The following is a 20,552-nucleotide window of genomic DNA, read 5'->3' on the forward strand; positions in this document are numbered from 1 at the left end:
TAGGCATTGAAGTAAAGTTTAACCCATTTGGATAAAAAGCGCATCCTCATTACCATTTACCGCGCACTATTTTATAAATTAACGCACAATATCCGTTCATGCGTTATAAAAGAACATACATAAAGTTTCAAAATAGTCGCTTCAGAAATGTCATTAGGCGGCACGAAAAATATGCACCTATTATTTTCTTTATTGGTGGATTTATTTTCGACTCCCTAACTCTGGGACGTATAGATCGCATTTACGATTTAACGGTGTTATGTTTACATATGACCGCCTTATCCATTGCACTCTACCTCTATAATTTAACCGATGATGGTGCTTGGAAAAACACATTCCTGGGCAAATACGAAATGTATTTACCACTAGCCATACAGTTTTTCTTTGGTGGTTTGTCTAGCGCTTATGTTATTTATTTTTCACGTAGTGTTTCGCTATCAAAAACCATCTCTTTTTTTATCATTTTATTAGCATTACTCTTTGCTAATGAATTCCTAAAAAAAAGAATTTCCAATAAATATCTACAGTTCAGCGTCTATTTTTTTGTCAGTTTTACCTTTTTCACCTTTATGATTCCTGTTTTTATAAAGGAAATGAATACAAACATATTTATTATTTCAGGGTTAATTAGTTTGGTACTTACCCTTTTATTAATTGCCATCATTTACAGAAAAAGTCCGAGTACACGAAATGAAGTTCGCCTAAAAAAACTCATTCCAATTATTTTAGGCCTGTATGCAACCATTAATATTTTTTATTGTTTCAAGCTCATACCACCTGTTCCTTTAGCATTAGACGCAGGTTTGGTTGCTCACAACGTGGCGAAAATAGATAACACCTATTATGTGACTTATGAGCGAGACGATTGGTATGTGTTTTGGCGTGATCACCGAATAAAATTCATTCACCAACCCGATGAAAACGTATATATATTTGCTTCTATATTTGCACCAACACAAATTAAAAAAGCCATATTCCACCGTTGGAAATGGTTTAACCCAGTCACTAAAACATGGGACGTTATAGAAGATATTGGTTACAATATTACAGGTGGCCGAAACGCGGGCTTTCGTGGTTATACCTATAAAAATAATGTAAAACCAGGCATGTGGCAAGTAGATGTCATTACCGAAGAAGAACTGGTACTTGGTGTTATAGATTTTGAAATAATTATGAACCCCAACTTAAAACCCAAACGAGTGGTTGAACGCCAATTTTAACACATTCATCTAAAATCAGTTATAATTTATGGGTATCCGTAAACATCTTTTAAGTATTTATGGTATTTTCACTTTTTAAAAACAAAACAAAGCAGGCGTAAAAGCTTCTGTTTCTAAATCAGAAATAAAGACACTAGTAACTATATACGCTTGTTGTGTGTCATATGAGAAAATCGTAAATGAAAAACATTATAGAAATAAAAGGAGCTTCTCTAAATGACGTGAAACAGGCTTTGGAGAATTGGATAGATTTATATTCTGACAATTTTTCTTCAAAACTAAACTTTAAGATTTTCGAAAAAGAGATTGACAGACAAATAATAATGGCTGACAATCTTCTTGACAATGAACATTTTTTCTATTTGGTAAATTATCTCGAATATCCAGAGGGAATTGAATACAATGTGGAAATTAAAGGTTTAACTAAAGGTGAAAATATAGACAAAAGATTAAACGATAAGGAGCTTTTGGTTTACATATCAAAAAATGATAAGGAATTTGACAACGTTTATGTGGTAACTATCGAAAACAAACATTATAAAATTGATTTTGGAGGTAAAGTTACCCAACAAACCGACAACAAATTTTATTCAACGGTTGATATAAGTAATTTAAAAAATCCTTTGACTCTTTCAACAAAAGCAAATAATAAAAGATTTAAAGAGGATAAATCAGAATTAAAGATTAGTAAACGATTTAAAATTGGTTTTTACATTTCAATAATAGCGGTCTTAATTCATTTTTTTGTTCCCTATTTGACAGATAGTGTTGAAATAATTGAAAAATGGACTTTATTTACTGGAATGGGAATCGGACTTTGGTTTTTTATGGACTATGAAATGTTGAGAATAAATGACTTTTATATTAAAAGCCTTATGGTTGCAGTTGGCTTCTTCTGTTATGGGTATTTATTCAGGAATTATTATCAAGAAAACATCTCTGATTTAAATAGTGTAAGTTTTATTTATCCATTATCGCTATTAATAGTTCAATATCCTACTAGGCGACTATATAAAGTAATTTTTAATAGAGAACCTGAAGTAGATAAGCACGGAAAATTTGCTGATTTGATTTATACAATGATTTTGTTTTTTGCATTTGCTTTGCTTCCGTTCATTATATTTGATTATTTAAAAAAATAAAAAAACGCCACACAACAATGGCTATAAGTAATTGCTCGTTCTCGCCTACTTCTGAAAATCCTCGCGGATTTTCAGTTTGGTGTGTACTTGCAAAGTTAAATGCCAACCCACGCAACTACTTATAGCCGTGACCGTTGTCTTCATTATGACAAACCGCTAACCAATGATAAAATTCTTTAGAAAAATTAGACAAAAACTACTCTCTGAAAATAAATTCAGTAAGTATCTAATTTACGCTATCGGAGAAATATTTTTGGTTGTGATAGGGATTCTCATTGCACTTCAAGTAAACAACTTCAATGAAACAAAAAAAGATGTCAAAAAGGAACAAATCATTTTAACTCAATTAAGAGACGTTTATCAAGCCAATCTAATTCAATTAGAACAGAAAATGCTAATGAGAGAGAATATCGTCAAATCTGCTCTAAAAATTTATAAAGCTATAGATAATCCCGACCAAATTTCTCGAGCTAGTTTGGTAAAGTCAATAGCTGAAATAGACATTGACCCAACCTTTAATCCAGTACAAAGTGATTTGACCAATTCTGAAAATCTTCGTTTGATAACAAATCAAAATTTAAAACAGTTATTATCAAATTGGTCATCTGACATAGTTACACTACAAGAACTTGAATCAATATGGACTAATCAAATGTACCAACAGCTAGAACCGTTTATTAGAGAATTAGGTATTTCAAGAGAAATTGCTAACAACTTTGTAAATAATACTGAACATATTTGGTTATTAGACGATAATAAAAAAAAGTTAGAAATTCCAAGCGGTAATTCACAGAACACAGTTTCTAAAATAGATATAATTGATAATAAAGAATTGGAAGGTATGGCTTCATTTGCAATAATATACAATCATTCTGCTAATGCTCAATCTGAAGCATTAATAATAAGAATTAAGCAAATTATCGAATTGATTGATAAAGAAATTGATTAAAAAATAACGAAAGCACAACAATGGCTATAAGTAATTGCTTGTTCTAGCCTACTTCTAACAATCCTCGCGGATTTTCTATTCGGTTTGTATTTGCTAAATTAGTTGCTTAACACACTTAACAAACCATAAATAGACCCTTTAAAAACGCAACGAAATCAACAGATTGACAAGAAAGTCGTAAAAATGTCGCAAAGAAACCGTTATCAAAATGATAGATTCATAAATAGTTTTGTCTGAACAATAAACCAAAATTAATTATGACTGAAATTGGAAAAAAAATTAAAGAAGTAAGAAAGAAAAAAGGACTGTCTCAAGAGGAGCTGGCTGAATCTGCTAAAGTGAATTTAAGAACAATTCAACGAATTGAAAACAACGAAAGTGAACCTCGTGGAAAAACCTTGAATTTGATTTGCGAGGTTCTAAACATAAATGCTGAAGATATTTTAGATTACGGAAAACAAACGGATAAAAGTTATTTAATAATTTTTCATCTTTCAGTAATAGTCTTTTTAGCAATACCAATTGGAAACATTGTTGTTCCGCTGATTTTATGGATGAACAAGAAAGATAAAATAATCGGACTTAAAGAAATTGGTGCAAATCTTTTGAATTTCCAGATAGTTTGGTCAATATTAACTTATATTTCAATATTTACTTTTGCTCTATTTAAAATAATGCATTATGGGACTTATAATATACTATTTTACGTGTTTATCGGACTTTATGCACTGAATATAATATTACCAATAACTTTTGCAATTAAAACGAACAATGGGAAAACAGAGAATTTATATCCGAATTTTGTTAAACTGATAAAATAAATGGTGGCAATAATGCATTACTCGTTACCAACTACTTCCGAAAATCCTCGCGGTTTTTTATTGGATTTATGTGCGCTAATTGAGGACTGTATTACGCAACCTCTCTTGTAAAGCACGTTATAAAATTCTATTTAAAAAGACATGCGCTTTAAATCATAAAAAAAGGCCAAACCCCTTAAAAGCTTCTTTAAAAAAAGCTATTTTCCGTACCTTGCAGCTCTATTCAAAAGTAAAAACATGCAAGATCCAAAAATGCTAAAATATATTGAAACTGTTATTGAAAACATGCCACCAGACTGGCTGAATCTAACAACCCATCGACTAGATATTTATAATGAGTCGTTGGCAAAAACGGAATTTCTAAACGCGTTTGAACACTTATACAAAACCAATAATGCCACAACTTCCGCATTAAGAAACTTACCAACGGCTTATGATTATATCCGCTTGGGTCATCCCCTATCCTGCGTGTTAGAATGGGGAATTGCAAATCTAAACCAGCTTGATTCTAAACATGTTATCAGTTTTTCATCGATGACAATTCCGATTTTAGCCATTTTAAGAACCAATTTATTACAAAATAAAAAAACACAAATCCTTTACACGAGAGAACTACCCGACTGTTTTGATACGGAAACCATTAAAGCGGTGTATGGTTATAATTTCGAATTAATTCATGTAGATAATTCAAAAGCGATTCTCGATTTTAAAGGAAGTACGGTTTTTATATCCCATCAAGATACCATTGAACAAACAGATTTAAATGCGAATATTGATTTTTACATAAATCTCCATGAGCATTTGGGCAGTATTTTACTCGTAAATGGTGAAGAAAACGTGTCATACATTTCGGATATTCAGCATGTGCGTCGTCGTGAAACGATTGCTATGACGCCTGAAAATTCGCTCATAGCTCTAAAGACCTTGGTGAATAAATTGGATTTCCAACCTATAAAGAGGGATACCGACACTCATAAAAAACAGGTTTTAAATAGCCTAAAAAATATTACAGGCACCATTTCCAAGCCCTTGGTGGCTTCTAGTGGTTTATCCATGCAATATGCTATTATGATGGGACTTATTCACGATGCCCAAGAAAATCATCCAGGAAAAGCCATTAAATTTATTGTACCACCAAATTGTTATGGAGGCACCAATGACCAAGCCAGACGCGTAGCAGATTGCTTGGATCAAGTTGACGTTGTAGATTTACCGGTAGATGGTGACAACGATATGGTACAAAGTATAGATACCGTTTTGGAACGCATTGCCAAACAAGATGCGGTTCCGTACATTATAGCTGAAATTCCAACAAACCCACGAGTGGAAGTTCCAAACCTTCAAGATTTAAAAGCTGCCTTGACTAAAGTCCGTAGAACAGCCAGCGGTAAAACAGCAATTGATCCTGTTTTTATTTTAGATCAAACGTTTTGTCCGAATGTGCACTTTTTAGGAGAAGGTGAAATTTTATCTACAGTAAGAACCATTTCTTATGCCAGTGGTTCCAAATTTCCTAGTGGTGGAAAATGTACTGCTGGATACGCTGTAGGAAACACCAAAACAGAAACGTTGATGGATAAAATAGCGCTGCATTTAGCACTTTGTGACAACGAAGCAACCGCATTACAATATGAAATTTTAGCACAGCAATTACCAACTATGAATCAGCGTATTGCCGATGCTTATGTAAATACCCGAAAATTTGTAAACTTTATCCAGGACGTTTTACCAGAAGCTAAAATTAATTTTGTTTCTGATGACTTGGCTGAACAAGGTTTTACGCCTTCTGTATTTTCATTAGATTTACCAACAAAAGGCCGTACAGCTGAAGAAAAAGAAGCCCATAAACGTGTTTTGAACTTAAAATTAATCAACTTGATGATTACGGAAATACCTAACGAAAGTAAGTTTTGTGTGAGTTATGGTCAGTTAAAAGGCTGCTATTGGACCATTCCCGCAACTTCCACTCAAGGCACCACCAAGGAAGGCGATAAAGATTATATTGTTCGTGCGTCCTTATCTGGCAACATGGATTTGGAGCGTCATAAAGAGGTGTTTTTAGAGTTTGTAAAGCAGATGTAAGTCCGTTGCGAATGTATCATCTTGTTACGTGTTCTCGTTCCTATAAAAGGAATTTTATTACAGATTTACCAACTAACAAGCTGCGGTCAAAATGATAAAATATAAAAAGCCCAAACACATGTTTGGGCTTTTTAATTTTATTAATGGCTAGAACGTTATTTCAGATTTACTTCAACGTTTTAATTCCCATATTATACAAAGCAAACGCTTGAATATCCACTTGCTCGTTAATAGTAGCTTCCGTAGATTTTCCAGCGCCATGGCCTGCATTCACTTCAATTCTTATCAGGGTTGGATTCGTTCCTGTTTGTTTGTCTTGTAATTCAGCAGCAAATTTAAAACTATGTGCTGGCACCACACGATCGTCATGATCGCCTGTGGTTACTAACGTTGCTGGATATTGAACACCTGCTTTTACATTATGCACTGGCGAATACGCCTTAATATATTCAAACATCTCTTTGCTTTGTTCCGATGTTCCATAATCAAAGGACCAACCAGCTCCTGCTGTAAAAGTGTGGTAACGTAACATATCTAAAACGCCCACCTGTGGAATAGCTACTTTCATTAAATCTGGTCGCTGAGTCATTGTTGCACCAACTAATAAACCACCGTTACTACCTCCTTTTATAGCTAAATAATCAGAAGACGTATAGTTTTCTTTGATTAAGTACTCGGCTGCGGCAATGAAGTCGTCAAACACATTTTGCTTTTGCATTTGTGTTCCTGCATTATGCCATTTTTTACCATATTCGCCACCACCACGTAAATTAGCAACGGCATAAACACCTCCATTTTCCATCCATACAGCATTGGCAATACTAAACGATGGCGTTAAACTGATATTAAAACCACCATAGGCATACAACATCGTTGGATTCTTTCCGTTTAATTCAGTGCCTTTTTTATAGGTGATAATCATTGGTATTTTGGTACCATCTTTAGAGGAATAGAACACTTGTTTCGACTCAAAGTCTTCCGAATTAAAATCGATATTTGGCTTTTGGTAAACCGTTGATTCTCCAGTCTCAGGATCATACGCATAAATAGTGCCTGGTGCTGTATAATTTGTAAACGAATAGTATAAAGTCGTTGCTTCCTTTTTACCACCAAAACCACCAACAGAACCAATTCCTGGTAAGCTTACATCGCGTACCAAAGTTCCATCAAAATTATATTGTTTTACAACAGATACCGCATCTTTCATATACTCTGCAAAAATATAATTAGCACCTTTAGATACTGAAAGTACATTTTCAGTTTCTGGAATTACATTTTCCCAATTGGCTTGTTCAAATGAATCTAAATTGAATTTTACTATGCGTTTATTAGGTGCCTCAAAATCGGTTACCACAAAGAATGTTTTACCATCGTTGTTAATAACATTACTACTACTTTCAAAATTGTCAACCACTTTTACAATCGGCCCATTGTTACGTAAGTCTTTAATATACAACTCATTTCCATAGGTAGAATTTGCTGCGGTAATTACCAAGTAGTTTTCATCCTGTGTTACCGAACCTCCTACATAGCGACGTTTTTCTGTATCGCCAAAAACAACTTTATCTTCACTTTGTGGTGTTCCTAATTTATGATAAAATAAACGGTGTTGATCCGTTTTAGCTGACAATTCACTGCCTTTAGGCTTCTCATAACTGGAGTAATAAAATCCTTCATTTTTGTACCAAGACATGCCACTAAATTTAACATCCATAATGGTGTCGCCAATAATTTCTTTATTTTCTGTTTTTAAAACGATAATTTTTCGCCAATCACTTCCACCTTCAGAAATAGCATAGGCAGCCATTGAACCATCTTCTGTAAAACTTAAACCGCCAAGAGACGTTGTACCATCTTTTGAAAAGGCGTTTGGATCTAAAAACACTTCTTCGTTTCCATCAGCATCTTTTCTGTATAACACGGATTGGTTTTGAAGGCCATCATTTTTATAGAAATAGGTATAATCCCCTTCTATAAATGGTGCTGAAATCTTTTCATAGTTCCAAAGTGTTTCCATGCGTTGTTTCAACTTGCTTCGGAAAGGAATTTGATCTAAATAATTAAACGTCACTTCGTTTTGAGCCTTTACCCAAGCTTTGGTGTCTTCAGCGTAATCATCTTCCAACCAGCGGTAAGGATCTTGAACAGGTGTATCAAAATACGTGTTAATGGTATCTACTTTTTTAGTTTCTGGATAAGTAATAGTCATAGAAACATCTTCTTTTTCAGTTTTGTTTTGGTCATCTTTACAAGCAACGATAGTTGAAAGTGCCAAAACGCATAATAGTGATTTCCTCATATTATAATTGGTTTTAGTGTCATGAACAAAAATAAGGAAATACTTATAAAGTAATGTTAAAGAAATTACAAGGTGATAAATAAATGACTTATTCAGGATACTCTATACGTAAGTGGTAAATGTTGGTCAGCTTTTGCTTCAATATCTTTTTAATAGATTGAATTTCTTTAAAGGTAATATTGGCATTTAAAAACTGGTCATCATTCATTTGTTTGTTTAATATCGTTTCTACAAAATCGTCAATTTTTGTGGATGTTGGTTCTTTTAAACTTTTGGAAGCCGCTTCTACACTATCACACATCATTAAAATAGCCGTTTCTTTACTAAAAGGTTTTGGACCTGGATACATGAAGTCTTCTATTTCTATCAGTTCATTGACTTCCTTTTCTTTCATATAAAAATAATATACTACACTGGTTCCGTGATGGGTTCTTATAAAATCGATAACACGATCCGGAAGATTATTTTTTCGGGCTATTTCAATACCATCAATTACGTGATTTATTATAATATGAGCACTTTCAGCTGGCGATAATTCATCATGAGGATTGATTCCTGTAGATTGATTTTCGGTAAAATAGGTAGGGTTTTTCATTTTACCGATGTCATGATATAATGCACCAACACGCACCAACATGGCGTTGGCTCCAATTTCATTAGCAGCTGCTTCGGCTAAATTGGCTACGTTTAAAGAGTGGTGAAATGTTCCTGGCGCTTTATTTGATAGTTCTTTTAACAGCTTGGTATTTGTATCTGATAGTTCTAATAAAGAGACATCTGACACCAAACCGAAGAGTTTTTCGTAAGCATAGATTAATGGTTGCACAAATAAGGTAGCTAATCCACACAGTACAAACATCCCAAAGGTTTCCCAGTGGAGGGTTTCTACACTACCTTCATGAATCACAAAAAAAGCAAAATAGGCAACAATATATATTAACGTGATTTGTCCAACAGAAATAAATAAATTGGCACGTTTGTATAATTCTGAAACCGTTAGAATTGTAACTATTCCAGCAATAATTTGCAAGAACATATATTCGTAACTGTTTGGTACTACCAGTCCTAATAATAAAACGGTTAAAACGTGTGTGAACAGTCCTAAACGCGCATCAAAAAAAGCTTTTAGCACCAAAGGTAAAATACAAATAGGTACCACATATATGTATTGAGAATTGTAATTTACTACCAACGTGGTGATTAAAACCATGAAGGCTACATTAAAGAAAATAAAGGTGACTTTTACATTGTTTTCAAAAACAGACATGCGGTATTTACGTAAAAATAATAACAACATGAGTAATGCTAATGCTACTAAAAGGGTGTATGCAAATACAATCCATAGATAATTGGATTTATTCCATACCTGCGACTCATATTCAGACTCTAATGATTTTAATATTTGAAATTTTATACCTTCCACTACTTCACCTTTCGAAATAATTAAGGTTTCGCGTTCTACACTACCACGAGTAAAAGACACTTTATCCAATTCTTCCTGAAGAACACGTGAAGAAAACTCTTTGTTATATTCTAGATTAGGTTCAACTAAATCAAAAAACAGTGAAGTAAACTCGTTTTTATAAGACTGCAAGTCGTTATCCTCAAGGACTTTAACAATGATTTCAGTTAATTGACTTTCTTCTACTAAATTACCAAATTGAGTTTGTTCTTTTTCAACACGACCCTCTAAAATAATCACCTTTTTAGCATCTGGATAGTTATAATCATCATTTAAAACACCAAAATGGTAAAGTTTATCTATGATTGTTGTACCCGCTTGTTTTAAAACATTACGTTTATATACTTGAATAGAATCTGGAAAAATGGACTTAAATTCTCGGTTAAAATTATTGGTAACCGTATTTGGAACAGCGCTATCTAGATTAAAATATAAGGGAACAGCATCTTTAATTTCTTGTTTTTCAGTTGCTATTTCAGCGTCAGTCTTTTTTATTGCAAAATTAAAAGGTGCATATAGGTTTTCGGATTGCCATGGCTTTCCTTTTTCAAAATTATATTTAAATTTTCCACTTTTAGGAAATAAATACACAATTAAAAATGTTGTTGATATAAAAAGCAAAAACTTATAGCCTAGTGAATGATTTCTATATAGTGTATTTATAAAGTCTTTCATAGAATGGTGAAATATTTTCAAATGTAGTAAAATATAGTCGAAAATTATGGGTGTATAAAATGCTAATCATTCTACATTCTATTAAAAAATGATTAATTTTGTGGCATTAAAAAAATAAACGTAAAAAACATGAGTAAAGTAGTCGTCATTGTATCAGCAGCTAGAACACCAATTGGTAGTTTTTTAGGATCCCTTTCAACCGTTCCAGCACCTCGTTTAGGAGCTACAGCTATAAAAGGTGCTTTAAACAAAATAAACTTAAAGCCCGAATTAGTTCAAGAGGTTATTATGGGTCATGTTGTACAAGCAGGAGCTGGACAAGCACCTGCTAGGCAAGCGGCAATTTACGCAGGAATACCTAATACTGTTCCATGTACAACTATTAACAAAGTTTGTGCTTCTGGAATGAAAGCTGTGATGCAAGCAGCACAAGCCATAGCTCTAGGCGATGCTGAAATAGTAGTTGCTGGAGGTATGGAAAATATGAGTTTAATTCCGCATTATTTACATGCTAGAACTGGCACAAAATTTGGTCCTGCTAAAATGGAAGATGGTATGCAACGTGATGGTTTAGTGGATGCTTACGACCAAAATGCTATGGGAGTTTGTGCAGATGCTTGTGCTACCGAATATAAATTTTCTCGTGAAGATCAGGATGCCTATGCTATACAGTCTTACCAACGTTCTGCTGCAGCATGGAAAGCAGGAAAATTTAACAATGAAGTTGTTCCTGTTGAAGTACCACAACGTCGTGGCGATGCATTAGTAGTAGACACAGATGAAGAATTCAGCAATGTGAAATTAGAAAAAATTCCTACTTTACGTCCCGCTTTTACTAAAGAAGGAACAGTAACAGCCGCCAATGCTTCTACCATTAATGATGGCGCTGGAGCTATGGTGTTAATGAGCCGTGAGAAAGCTGACGAATTAGGTTTGAAAATATTGGCAACCATAAAAAGTTATGCTGATGCTGCTCATGAGCCTGAATGGTTTACAACAGCACCTGCTAAAGCCTTACCTAAAGCATTAGATAAAATTGGTATGAGTATTAAAGATGTTGATTTCTTTGAATTCAATGAAGCGTTTTCAGTTGTTGGTTTAGCGAATATGAAAATTTTAGGACTCAACGATTCAAATGTAAACGTTAACGGTGGAGCTGTTTCTTTAGGTCACCCACTGGGTTGTTCAGGAGTTCGTATTTTAATTACTTTATTAAATGTTTTAGAACAAAACAATGCAAAAATTGGTGCAGCCGCTATTTGTAATGGTGGTGGTGGTGCTTCGGCAGTTATTATCGAAAGAAACTAATACGGTATTTTTTGCATGCAATATGGTATTTGTAATTTAAGCATTGTTCCATTACGATTGGAACCCAGTGATACAAGCGAACTTGTATCTCAAGTATTGTATGGTGATTATTTTAAAGTACTTGAAAAACGAAAAGCTTGGAGTAAAATTCGTTTAGGCTTTGATAAGTACGAAGGTTGGATAGATAATAAGCAGTATGTTAATATTTCTGAAGAAGATTACAAAAAAATACATCTAGAACTGCCTGTACTCTCAACTGATTTAGTCGAGTTTATAGAAGATAACGACAGTCAATTATATCCAATTCCTTTAGGTTCAAGCCTAAATGGATTGGACTTATTGCAGCATACACACGATGGTAATACTGTTAATGACAAAGCACCAAAGGAGCACCTATTAAAAACAGCTTTTACATATTTAAATGCTCCTTACCTTTGGGGAGGTAAAACACCTTTTGGTATAGATTGTTCTGGATTTACTCAAATGGTTTATAAACTAAATGGATATAAGTTATTTAGAGATGCCTCACAACAAGCTACACAAGGTGAAGCGTTAAGCTTTATTGAAGAAAGTGATCCAGGCGATTTAGCTTTTTTTGATAATGACGAGGGACAAATAGTTCATGTTGGAATAATTATGCCCGACAATTTCATCATTCATGCACATGGTAAAGTCCGTATAGATAGACTGGATCATTCAGGAATTTATAATGTAGATAAACATATACACACCCATAAATTACGAGTTATAAAGCGGATTGTTGAGGGATAGACTATAAAATTTTAAAATAAGTTGTAGCTTGTCTTGATGAAAAACTACTTGCAGATAATCATAACTTTGGTCATATCATTAATCTTATCTGTGGGAATGAATTCCTGTAAAAATTCAGATAAAGAAATTAACAAAATTGAACTTGTAAAAAAATACTTCAAGCATCTTAACCACCCAAAAACATTTAACACAATAACCCTATTTACGGATAGTTTATGGACTAAAGAAGGTGATTACGAGCAAATATATAGTCTTAATGAATATCAAGATTGGTTAAAATGGGATGCTATTTTTGAACCAACTTATAAAATTCTCCAAATCAAGCAAGAGGATAGTATTGTGATAGTTAATGTTTCAAAAATTGATAAAAGGATATCTTTTCTTCACGGAGAGCCTATTATAACGAAACAATTGTTCCAATTTAATCATGATAAAATTAGTAGCATTGAAACCTACGAATACATAAACTTTAAAGAAGCTATATTTATACAAAACAGAAATATGTTATTAAGTTGGGTAGAAGAAAATCATCCAGAATTAAATGGTTTTTTATACGACCAATCTGAAAAAGGTGCAACAAAATACTTGAATGCCATACACCTTTTTAATAACCGAAAATAGCTGAATTTAATATATAAAAAATGCTACTGAATATCAGTAGCATTTTTTTAATTTTCAGTGTAAGAATTAAAGTCTATCCGCCTAACGCTTCCACTTTAGCTTTCATTTGCTTATACTTTTCTGTATTAGCGATAGCACTATAAATATTCATTAGTGTTTTTGATACTTCTAAATTTTCAGAATCTACTTCTAGAACAGCCTCTAAATATGGTATAGCTTCCTTATAAAGTGCTTTACGTTCTTCCTTTAGTTCATCATAACGCTTATTGTCTGCTGCTGAAGTTCCTAAACCATTCATTTCTTCAATTAACGCTTGCTCTTCACCAAGTATTAGCGCAGCTATATTTGTGTGTGCATTGGTATAGGTAGGATCCATTTCAATAACTTTGTTATAATACTCTTTAGCTTTATCGTTATATCCAGCTTCAGCAGAAAGAACACCTAAATTATAAAACAGATCAACATTATTAGGATCTAAATCAATCGCTTTTTCAATTAATGCCTTATATTCATCCTTGTTGCCTAATTTGTATTGTAAATTAGCCTCCGTCAATATAATATTTACATCCGTTGGGTTTTGTTTACGAGCTTGTTTAATAGCTTCTAACGCTTCTTCCGATTTTCCTAAATTAACATATATAAAAGCAATGTTTTTCGTGATTTCACCAGCTTTGGATTCAGTTAAGCGCTCTCCTGGTTTGATATAAGCTCCAGTTTTTATAAATAAATCACGATTGGTTTTATCCATAACTTCCTCTTCACCAGTCTCCTTATTGGTTGCATAATATTCTTTAGTAATACCAGTGTAACCTAACTTGTTCAACTCTAAATAATGCTTTAAAGCTTCATCCATATCTTGAGCACTCACAGCACTTACAGCTGCATAATAAAGATAGGTCGTATCTGTAGGAACTACGTGATATAATTGTTCGAATTTAGTTCCCGCTTCTGAAAAACTGTTTGCTTTATATAGGTTGTTTGCTTTTGTCAAAAGCTCATTTTCCATTGTAGTTGTTAATTCAGTTGATTCGGATTCATAGTCGCTACCAACCTTAATTAAGCTTTCTATAGCTTTATTTAAATCCGTATCATTTGCTGTACCTTGAGCGTATAATGCTTCAGCCACTAATAAATGATATTGTGATTTTTGCTTTTCATCCATTTCAGACATCATCGATTCTGCCTGATTTAATGCTGATTTGGCTTCAGCATAATTATTATTTTTTATTGCTTTTTCAGCAGTACGTAACTCTTTTTTTTGAGCAAAAGAAACAGTACTTACTAGAATTGCCAATGCAACTAAAATTGGGTTTTTCATTTTATTATAATTAATTATCGTTATTTATTTATTCATTCTCATCTGTTGTATCAAGACTTGTGCCATTGTCGGTTTCTTGAGTAGAATCAACAATAGAACTGTCCGCATCTGGCACGACACTGCTATCATCATCATTTTCGTCCTTCATCACTTTGGCAACTGCAGCAATAGAGTCACTACCCTTTAAGTTAATAACCTTAACACCTTGAGTTGCACGACCCATAACTCGTAAATCAGCAACCGCCATACGAATAGCAATTCCAGATTTATTAATAATCATTAAATCCTCTTCATCTGTCACCGATTTAATAGCTACCAAATGACCTGTTTTCTCGGTAATAGAAATCGTTTTAACACCTTTTCCACCTCTGTTGGTTATTCTATAAACAGCTTCACCATCTTCTGGATCGTCTATATAAGTACGTTTACCATATCCTTTTTCAGAAACGACTAAAACAGATTCCTCTTGTGGGTTTTCAATAGCAATCATACCAATCACTTCATCCGTTTTTTCATCCTGCAAACGAATACCTCTAACACCAGAAGCATTTCTACCCATAGGTCTTGTTTTAGCTTCTTCAAAACGAATGGCTTTACCAGATTTTAATGCTAACATAACCTGGCTGTTTCCAGTTGTTAATTTTGCTTCTAGTAATTCATCATCTTCCTTGATAGTTATGGCATTAATACCATTCGTTCTAGGACGAGAGTATTGTTCTAAAGCAGTTTTCTTCACTTGACCTTTTTTAGTTGCCATAATCACATAATGACTATTGATGTAATCTTCATCTTTTAAGTCCTGTGTGCAAATAAAGGCTTTTACCTTATCATCCTGTTCTATGTTAATCAGGTTTTGAATGGCACGACCTTTAGAGGTTTTACTACCTTCTGGTATTTCATATACTCGCATCCAGAAACACTTACCTTTCTGGGTAAAGAATAGCATATACTGGTGGTTGGTACCAACAAACAGGTGTTCTAAAAAGTCTTCATTTCTAGTTGTAGAAGCTTTTTGTCCAACACCTCCTCTATGTTGTGTTTTGTATTCTGTTAATGATGTTCTCTTAATGTAACCAGCATGAGAAATAGTAATAACCACTTGCTCATCTGGAATCATATCCTCAATACTTAAATCACCTCCAGCGTATTCTATTGTTGAACGACGCTCATCACCATATTTATCCTTAATAACAAGTAATTCATCTTTTATGATTTCCATACGACGTTCCTTTTTATCAAGAATATCCTTTAAATCTTCAATGGTAACCATTAAATCTTCATACTCTGAACGTAATTTATCTTGTTCCAGTCCAGTTAACTGACGCAAACGCATCTCTACAATGGCTTTCGCTTGGATTTCAGACAATTTAAAACGTTCTACTAGCTTTTCTCTTGCTTCATCGGCATTTGATGATGCTCTAATTAATGCAATAACTTCATCAATATTGTCTGAAGCAATTATTAAACCTTCTAATATGTGTGCGCGTTCTTCCGCTTTACGTAATTCATATGTTGTTCTTCGAACTACTACATCATGTCTATGTTCTACGAAATGATGAATTAACTCTTTCAGATTTAATAATTGTGGACGTCCATTAACTAAAGCAATATTATTAACACTAAATGACGATTGTAGAGCGGTAAATTTATACAAAGTGTTTAAAACAATATTAGGAATGGCATCACGTTTTAAAACGTAAACAATTCGCATACCACTTCTATCGGATTCATCGCGAATTGACGCAATACCATCCATTTTCTTTTCATTAATTAAATCGGCTGTTTTCTTGATCATGTCAGCCTTGTTCACTTGGTAAGGTATCTCGGTAACTATAATGGACTCACGACCTTGAACCTCCTCTATACGTGCTTTTCCACGCATAACAATACGACCTCTACCTGTTTTAAAGGCTTCAATAACACCGTCATACCCATAAATTGTTCCTCCAGTAGGAAAATCTGGTGCTTTAACGTGTGTAATTAATTCGTCAATTTCAATATCGTTATTTTCAATATAGGCTGTTATACCATCTACCACTTCACTCAAATTATGAGGTGGCATATTGGTTGCCATACCAACTGCGATACCAGAAGCTCCATTTACAAGTAATCCAGGAATTCGGGTAGGAAGAACCGTTGGTTCATGTAAGGTATCATCAAAATTTAATTTATGATCTACTGTTTCTTTATCAATATCTGCCAACATATCTTCCGATATTTTACGCATACGTGCTTCTGTATAACGCATTGCTGCAGGACTATCACCATCAACAGATCCAAAGTTACCTTGTCCATCCACTAACATATATCGTAAACTCCATTCTTGTGCCATACGAACCATGGCATCATAAACAGATGTATCACCATGAGGATGATACTTACCAAGCACCTCACCAACAATTCTCGCCGATTTTTTGTGTGCTCCTGTTGCTCTAACTCCAAGCTCATGCATACCAAAAAGTACACGCCTATGCACGGGTTTTAAACCATCTCTTACATCAGGTAAAGCACGTGACACAATGACTGACATTGAATAGTCAATGTAAGCCGATTTCATTTCATCTTCAATGTTAATTGGGATCAATTTTTCTCCTTCTGCCATATATAATACTAATTAGATTTTTGTAGGTTTACAAATCGTGCTAATATAACCATTTCATCAGCTACAGCAAGGGTTTCTTTTTTGTTTTTTCGGTTTTTTTATTAACAATTACAACCCTTCTTTTCGTTAATAAGTATGCTGTTAAATATTTTGACTTTATAAACTTTTTTTTGTCTATTAGCATACTTACTATTAATTAAGGTATGATTTTTGTCCTTAATAATATGTTTTAGTACATTTAATGCAGAAAGGAATTATTTATGGATGACAATTTTTCACCAAGAGTTAAAGACGTAATTGCGTATAGTAAAGAAGAAGCTTTAAGGCTTGGACATGATTTTATAGGCACAGAACATTTAATGCTCGGGTTATTACGTGACGGTAGCGGTAAAGCTATTGATATTTTAAGCGCTTTAGATATTGATTTAAATCATTTAAGACGAAAGGTTGAAATTTTAAGTCCTGCTAACCCAAATTTAGCAGTAACTTCTAACAACAAAAAAAACCTACACCTTACAAGACAGGCTGAACGCGCATTAAAAACAACCTTTTTGGAAGCCAAGCTTTTTCAAAGTAGCTCCATAAATACAGCGCATTTACTTTTGTGCATTTTAAGAAACGATAACGATCCCACGACCAAGCTTTTAAATAAGCTTAAAGTGGACTATGATAACGTAAAAGAACAGTTTAAGTTTATGATAACAAACGACGAAAATTATCCTGATATTACAGGAGAGCCAAAATCGGAATCTTTTCAAGATGATGATTCAGCTTCAGATGACGACAGCTCAAAAGACAATTTATTTAATTCACCTACTGGAAAAACGAATAAGAAGTCTAAAACTCCCGTTTTAGACAATTTTGGTCGTGACTTAACTGCTATGGCAGAAGAAGGTAAATTAGACCCTGTAGTTGGGCGTGAAAAAGAAATAGAACGTGTGTCTCAAATTTTAAGTAGACGCAAGAAAAACAATCCGCTTTTAATTGGTGAACCTGGAGTTGGTAAATCTGCCATTGCTGAAGGTTTAGCGAACCGAATTGTAAAACGAAAAGTATCTAGAATTTTATTCAATAAACGCGTAGTTACACTAGATTTAGCAAGTTTAGTTGCAGGCACAAAATATCGAGGACAATTTGAAGAACGTATGAAAGCCGTTATGAACGAGCTAGAAAAAAACGACGATATCATTTTATTTATTGATGAAATCCATACCATTGTTGGTGCTGGAGGTGCTACAGGAAGTTTAGATGCTTCTAATATGTTTAAACCAGCTTTAGCTCGAGGCGAAATCCAATGTGTTGGAGCAACAACACTAGATGAGTACAGACAATATATTGAGAAAGATGGTGCTTTAGAAAGACGTTTTCAAAAAGTGATTGTAGAACCGACTACTGTTGATGAAACTATTGAAATCTTAAACAATATTAAAGATAAATATGAATCACACCACCATGTAGCATACACTCAAGAAGCTATTGAAGCTTGTGTAAAATTGACCAATCGTTATATGACAGATCGGTTTTTACCTGACAAAGCTATCGATGCTTTAGATGAAGCAGGTTCACGCGTACATATTACAAATATTAATGTTCCTGATCAGATTGTGGAGTTAGAAAAGCAACTAGAAGCTGTAAAAGAAACCAAATCTAGTGTTGTAAAAAAACAAAAATATGAAGAGGCAGCAAAACTTCGTGACGATGAGAAACGTTTAGAAAAAGAGCTAGCCATTGCACAAGAAAAATGGGAAGAGGACACAAAACTACACCGTGAAACCGTAACTGAAGACAATGTAGCCGATGTGGTATCCATGATGACAGGAATTCCTGTTAACAGAATTGCCCAAACCGAAAGTAATAAATTAGCCATTTTACCTGAATTAATTAAAGGCAAGGTAATTGGTCAAGATGATGCAGTTGCTAAAGTAGTAAAAGCCATTCAACGTAATCGCGCTGGACTTAAAGATCCTAACAAACCAATTGGGTCCTTTATATTTTTAGGACAAACTGGTGTTGGTAAAACACAATTAGCTAAAGTGCTTTCTAAAGAATTATTTGATAGTGAAGACTCTCTCGTACGCATCGATATGAGTGAGTACATGGAAAAATTTGCTATCTCTAGATTAGTAGGTGCTCCTCCTGGCTATGTTGGTTACGAAGAAGGTGGTCAGTTAACCGAGAAAATTAGACGCAAACCTTACGCTGTTGTTTTATTAGACGAAATTGAAAAAGCACATCCAGATGTATTCAATATGTTGCTACAGGTTTTAGATGATGGCTATTTAACGGATAGTTTAGGTCGTAAAATTGACTTTAGAAATACCATTATCATCATGACATCTAATATTGGTTCAAGAAAACTTAAAGATTTTGGTACAGGTGTTGGATTTGGAACAGCTTCCCAAAAGTCTCAAGAAGATGCTAATGCCAGAAGCGTCATTGAAAATGCACTTAAAAAAGCTTTTGCGCCAGAATTTTTAAATAGAATTGATGATGTCGTTGTATTTAATGCACTTGAAAAAGAAGATATTAGTAAAATTATTGATATTGAATTAGAAAAACTAATTGTACGCATTAAGGATATTGGTTATACGCTTAAATTAAGCAAATCTGCTAAAGACTATATTGCTGAAAAAGGCTTTGATAAACAATATGGTGCGAGACCCTTAAAACGTGCTATCCAAAAATATGTTGAAGATGCTTTGGCTGAAGAAATTATCAATTCCAAAATTTCAGAAGGCGATAAAATATCCATGGATTTAGACAGCAAATCCAATGAATTAAAAATTAAAATTGAGTCGGGAAAAAAACCAACTGAATCTTAAAAAAAAAAGATGAAAATTGAAAAACTCCACTTACATTTGTGGAGTTTTTTTTTATCCCTAATTTTCACTAACTTTAAACATGTCTGTAATCATGAAATATCCATATGGAAACATCACGTGTCATGCTAATTATATGATTGCAGTGATGAATGAAGGCATAACCGTTTCAGTAGATTTAAACAATGAGCTGTATAATATTGCTAGAAAATATTATGGCAATAGAAATTTTGTTTATATCACACATAGAAAAAACTCCTATTCAGTAGACCCTAATGTTTATTTTGAAACATCAAAAATTAAAAACTTAATTGGTTTTGCTGTTGTTTTAGGCGATTCAGTAAAAATAGATAATACAGATTTTGAACGTACATTTATTAGCATTCCTTTTAAATCTTTCAACTCATTAGATGATGCGAAGGCTTGGGCTGATGAATTGTGTCGTAAATAACAAATTCACTTT

General features: G+C 33.6%; 14 protein-coding genes. 10 read left to right on the top strand and 4 right to left on the bottom strand.

Annotation, left to right across the window (positions count from 1 at the left end):
- The first annotated feature begins 98 nt into the window (after positions 1–98).
- The 5 genes from BM239_RS08435 to BM239_RS08455 all read left to right on the top strand — a co-directional run bounded on the left by BM239_RS08435 (position 99) and on the right by BM239_RS08455 (position 6,214).
- On the top strand, positions 99–1,220 hold the full coding sequence (locus tag BM239_RS08435; RefSeq protein WP_092207426.1) for a DUF2914 domain-containing protein: 1,122 nt from the start codon (positions 99–101) through the stop codon (positions 1,218–1,220).
- A gap of 179 nt (positions 1,221–1,399) precedes the next feature.
- Positions 1,400–2,362, top strand: coding sequence for a hypothetical protein (locus BM239_RS08440; RefSeq protein WP_092207428.1), 963 nt, complete (start codon positions 1,400–1,402; stop codon positions 2,360–2,362).
- A 163-nt stretch (positions 2,363–2,525) separates the two neighbouring features.
- Positions 2,526–3,311: a DUF6090 family protein gene (locus tag BM239_RS08445; RefSeq protein WP_092207430.1), complete on the top strand. Its 786-nt coding sequence runs from the start codon at positions 2,526–2,528 to the stop codon at positions 3,309–3,311.
- 257 nt (positions 3,312–3,568) lie between these two features.
- On the top strand, positions 3,569–4,132 hold the full coding sequence (locus tag BM239_RS08450) for a helix-turn-helix domain-containing protein (protein WP_092207432.1): 564 nt from the start codon (positions 3,569–3,571) through the stop codon (positions 4,130–4,132).
- A gap of 237 nt (positions 4,133–4,369) precedes the next feature.
- Positions 4,370–6,214, top strand: coding sequence for a PLP-dependent aminotransferase family protein (locus tag BM239_RS08455; RefSeq protein WP_092207434.1), 1,845 nt, complete (start codon positions 4,370–4,372; stop codon positions 6,212–6,214).
- A 166-nt stretch (positions 6,215–6,380) separates the two neighbouring features.
- Here the strand turns inward: BM239_RS08455 and BM239_RS08460 are convergent, their stop codons facing one another.
- Both BM239_RS08460 and BM239_RS08465 read right to left on the bottom strand, forming a co-directional pair.
- Positions 6,381–8,513, bottom strand: coding sequence for a prolyl oligopeptidase family serine peptidase (locus BM239_RS08460; protein WP_092207436.1), 2,133 nt, complete (start codon positions 8,511–8,513; stop codon positions 6,381–6,383).
- A gap of 88 nt (positions 8,514–8,601) precedes the next feature.
- A complete protein-coding gene (locus BM239_RS08465; RefSeq protein WP_092207438.1) occupies positions 8,602–10,650 on the bottom strand; it encodes an HD family phosphohydrolase in 2,049 nt (682 codons plus the stop codon).
- 129 nt (positions 10,651–10,779) lie between these two features.
- Between BM239_RS08465 and BM239_RS08470 the strand changes: the two genes are divergently transcribed.
- The 3 genes from BM239_RS08470 to BM239_RS08480 all read left to right on the top strand — a co-directional run bounded on the left by BM239_RS08470 (position 10,780) and on the right by BM239_RS08480 (position 13,350).
- Entirely contained in the window at positions 10,780–11,958 is a 1,179-nt protein-coding gene (locus tag BM239_RS08470; protein ID WP_092207440.1) for an acetyl-CoA C-acyltransferase, read from the top strand.
- 15 nt (positions 11,959–11,973) lie between these two features.
- Complete coding sequence (locus BM239_RS08475; RefSeq protein ID WP_092207442.1) at positions 11,974–12,729, top strand: C40 family peptidase; 756 nt, start codon at positions 11,974–11,976, stop codon at positions 12,727–12,729.
- Between the two features lie 96 nt (positions 12,730–12,825).
- On the top strand, positions 12,826–13,350 hold the full coding sequence (locus BM239_RS08480; RefSeq protein WP_092207444.1) for a hypothetical protein: 525 nt from the start codon (positions 12,826–12,828) through the stop codon (positions 13,348–13,350).
- Positions 13,351–13,423: 73 nt separating this feature from the next.
- On the opposite strand, the gene BM239_RS08485 is transcribed toward BM239_RS08480, so the two are convergent.
- Positions 13,424–14,668 carry a tetratricopeptide repeat protein gene (locus BM239_RS08485; protein WP_092207446.1) on the bottom strand — a complete coding sequence of 415 codons (1,245 nt, stop codon included), beginning with the start codon at positions 14,666–14,668 and terminating at the stop codon, positions 13,424–13,426.
- A 28-nt stretch (positions 14,669–14,696) separates the two neighbouring features.
- Positions 14,697–17,270 (bottom strand): DNA gyrase subunit A, encoded by a 2,574-nt coding sequence (gyrA, locus tag BM239_RS08490; protein ID WP_092207448.1) that lies wholly within the window; start codon positions 17,268–17,270, stop codon positions 14,697–14,699.
- Between the two features lie 260 nt (positions 17,271–17,530).
- Between gyrA and BM239_RS08495 the strand changes: the two genes are divergently transcribed.
- Together BM239_RS08495 and BM239_RS08500 are read left to right on the top strand one after the other, a co-directional pair.
- Complete coding sequence (locus BM239_RS08495; RefSeq protein WP_092207450.1) at positions 17,531–20,092, top strand: ATP-dependent Clp protease ATP-binding subunit; 2,562 nt, start codon at positions 17,531–17,533, stop codon at positions 20,090–20,092.
- Positions 20,093–20,183: 91 nt separating this feature from the next.
- Positions 20,184–20,540, top strand: coding sequence for a hypothetical protein (locus BM239_RS08500; protein ID WP_245758213.1), 357 nt, complete (start codon positions 20,184–20,186; stop codon positions 20,538–20,540).
- Positions 20,541–20,552 lie beyond the last annotated feature (12 nt).

It is taken from the genome of Algorimicrobium echini (assembly GCF_900115185.1).
Classification (GTDB): Bacteria; Bacteroidota; Bacteroidia; order Flavobacteriales; family Flavobacteriaceae; genus Algorimicrobium; species Algorimicrobium echini.

Coding starts and splice junctions, on each gene's coding strand:
- BM239_RS08435 (WP_092207426.1), top strand. CDS start 99: ATGCGTTATAAAAGAACATACATAAAGTTTCAAAATAGTCGCTTCAGA.
- BM239_RS08460 (WP_092207436.1), bottom strand. CDS start 8,513: ATGAGGAAATCACTATTATGCGTTTTGGCACTTTCAACTATCGTTGCT.
- BM239_RS08495 (WP_092207450.1), top strand. CDS start 17,531: ATGGATGACAATTTTTCACCAAGAGTTAAAGACGTAATTGCGTATAGT.
- BM239_RS08445 (WP_092207430.1), top strand. CDS start 2,526: ATGATAAAATTCTTTAGAAAAATTAGACAAAAACTACTCTCTGAAAAT.
- BM239_RS08450 (WP_092207432.1), top strand. CDS start 3,569: ATGACTGAAATTGGAAAAAAAATTAAAGAAGTAAGAAAGAAAAAAGGA.
- BM239_RS08485 (WP_092207446.1), bottom strand. CDS start 14,668: ATGAAAAACCCAATTTTAGTTGCATTGGCAATTCTAGTAAGTACTGTT.
- BM239_RS08455 (WP_092207434.1), top strand. CDS start 4,370: ATGCAAGATCCAAAAATGCTAAAATATATTGAAACTGTTATTGAAAAC.
- gyrA (WP_092207448.1), bottom strand. CDS start 17,270: ATGGCAGAAGGAGAAAAATTGATCCCAATTAACATTGAAGATGAAATG.
- BM239_RS08475 (WP_092207442.1), top strand. CDS start 11,974: ATGCAATATGGTATTTGTAATTTAAGCATTGTTCCATTACGATTGGAA.
- BM239_RS08440 (WP_092207428.1), top strand. CDS start 1,400: ATGAAAAACATTATAGAAATAAAAGGAGCTTCTCTAAATGACGTGAAA.
- BM239_RS08470 (WP_092207440.1), top strand. CDS start 10,780: ATGAGTAAAGTAGTCGTCATTGTATCAGCAGCTAGAACACCAATTGGT.
- BM239_RS08480 (WP_092207444.1), top strand. CDS start 12,826: ATGAATTCCTGTAAAAATTCAGATAAAGAAATTAACAAAATTGAACTT.
- BM239_RS08500 (WP_245758213.1), top strand. CDS start 20,184: ATGAAATATCCATATGGAAACATCACGTGTCATGCTAATTATATGATT.
- BM239_RS08465 (WP_092207438.1), bottom strand. CDS start 10,650: ATGAAAGACTTTATAAATACACTATATAGAAATCATTCACTAGGCTAT.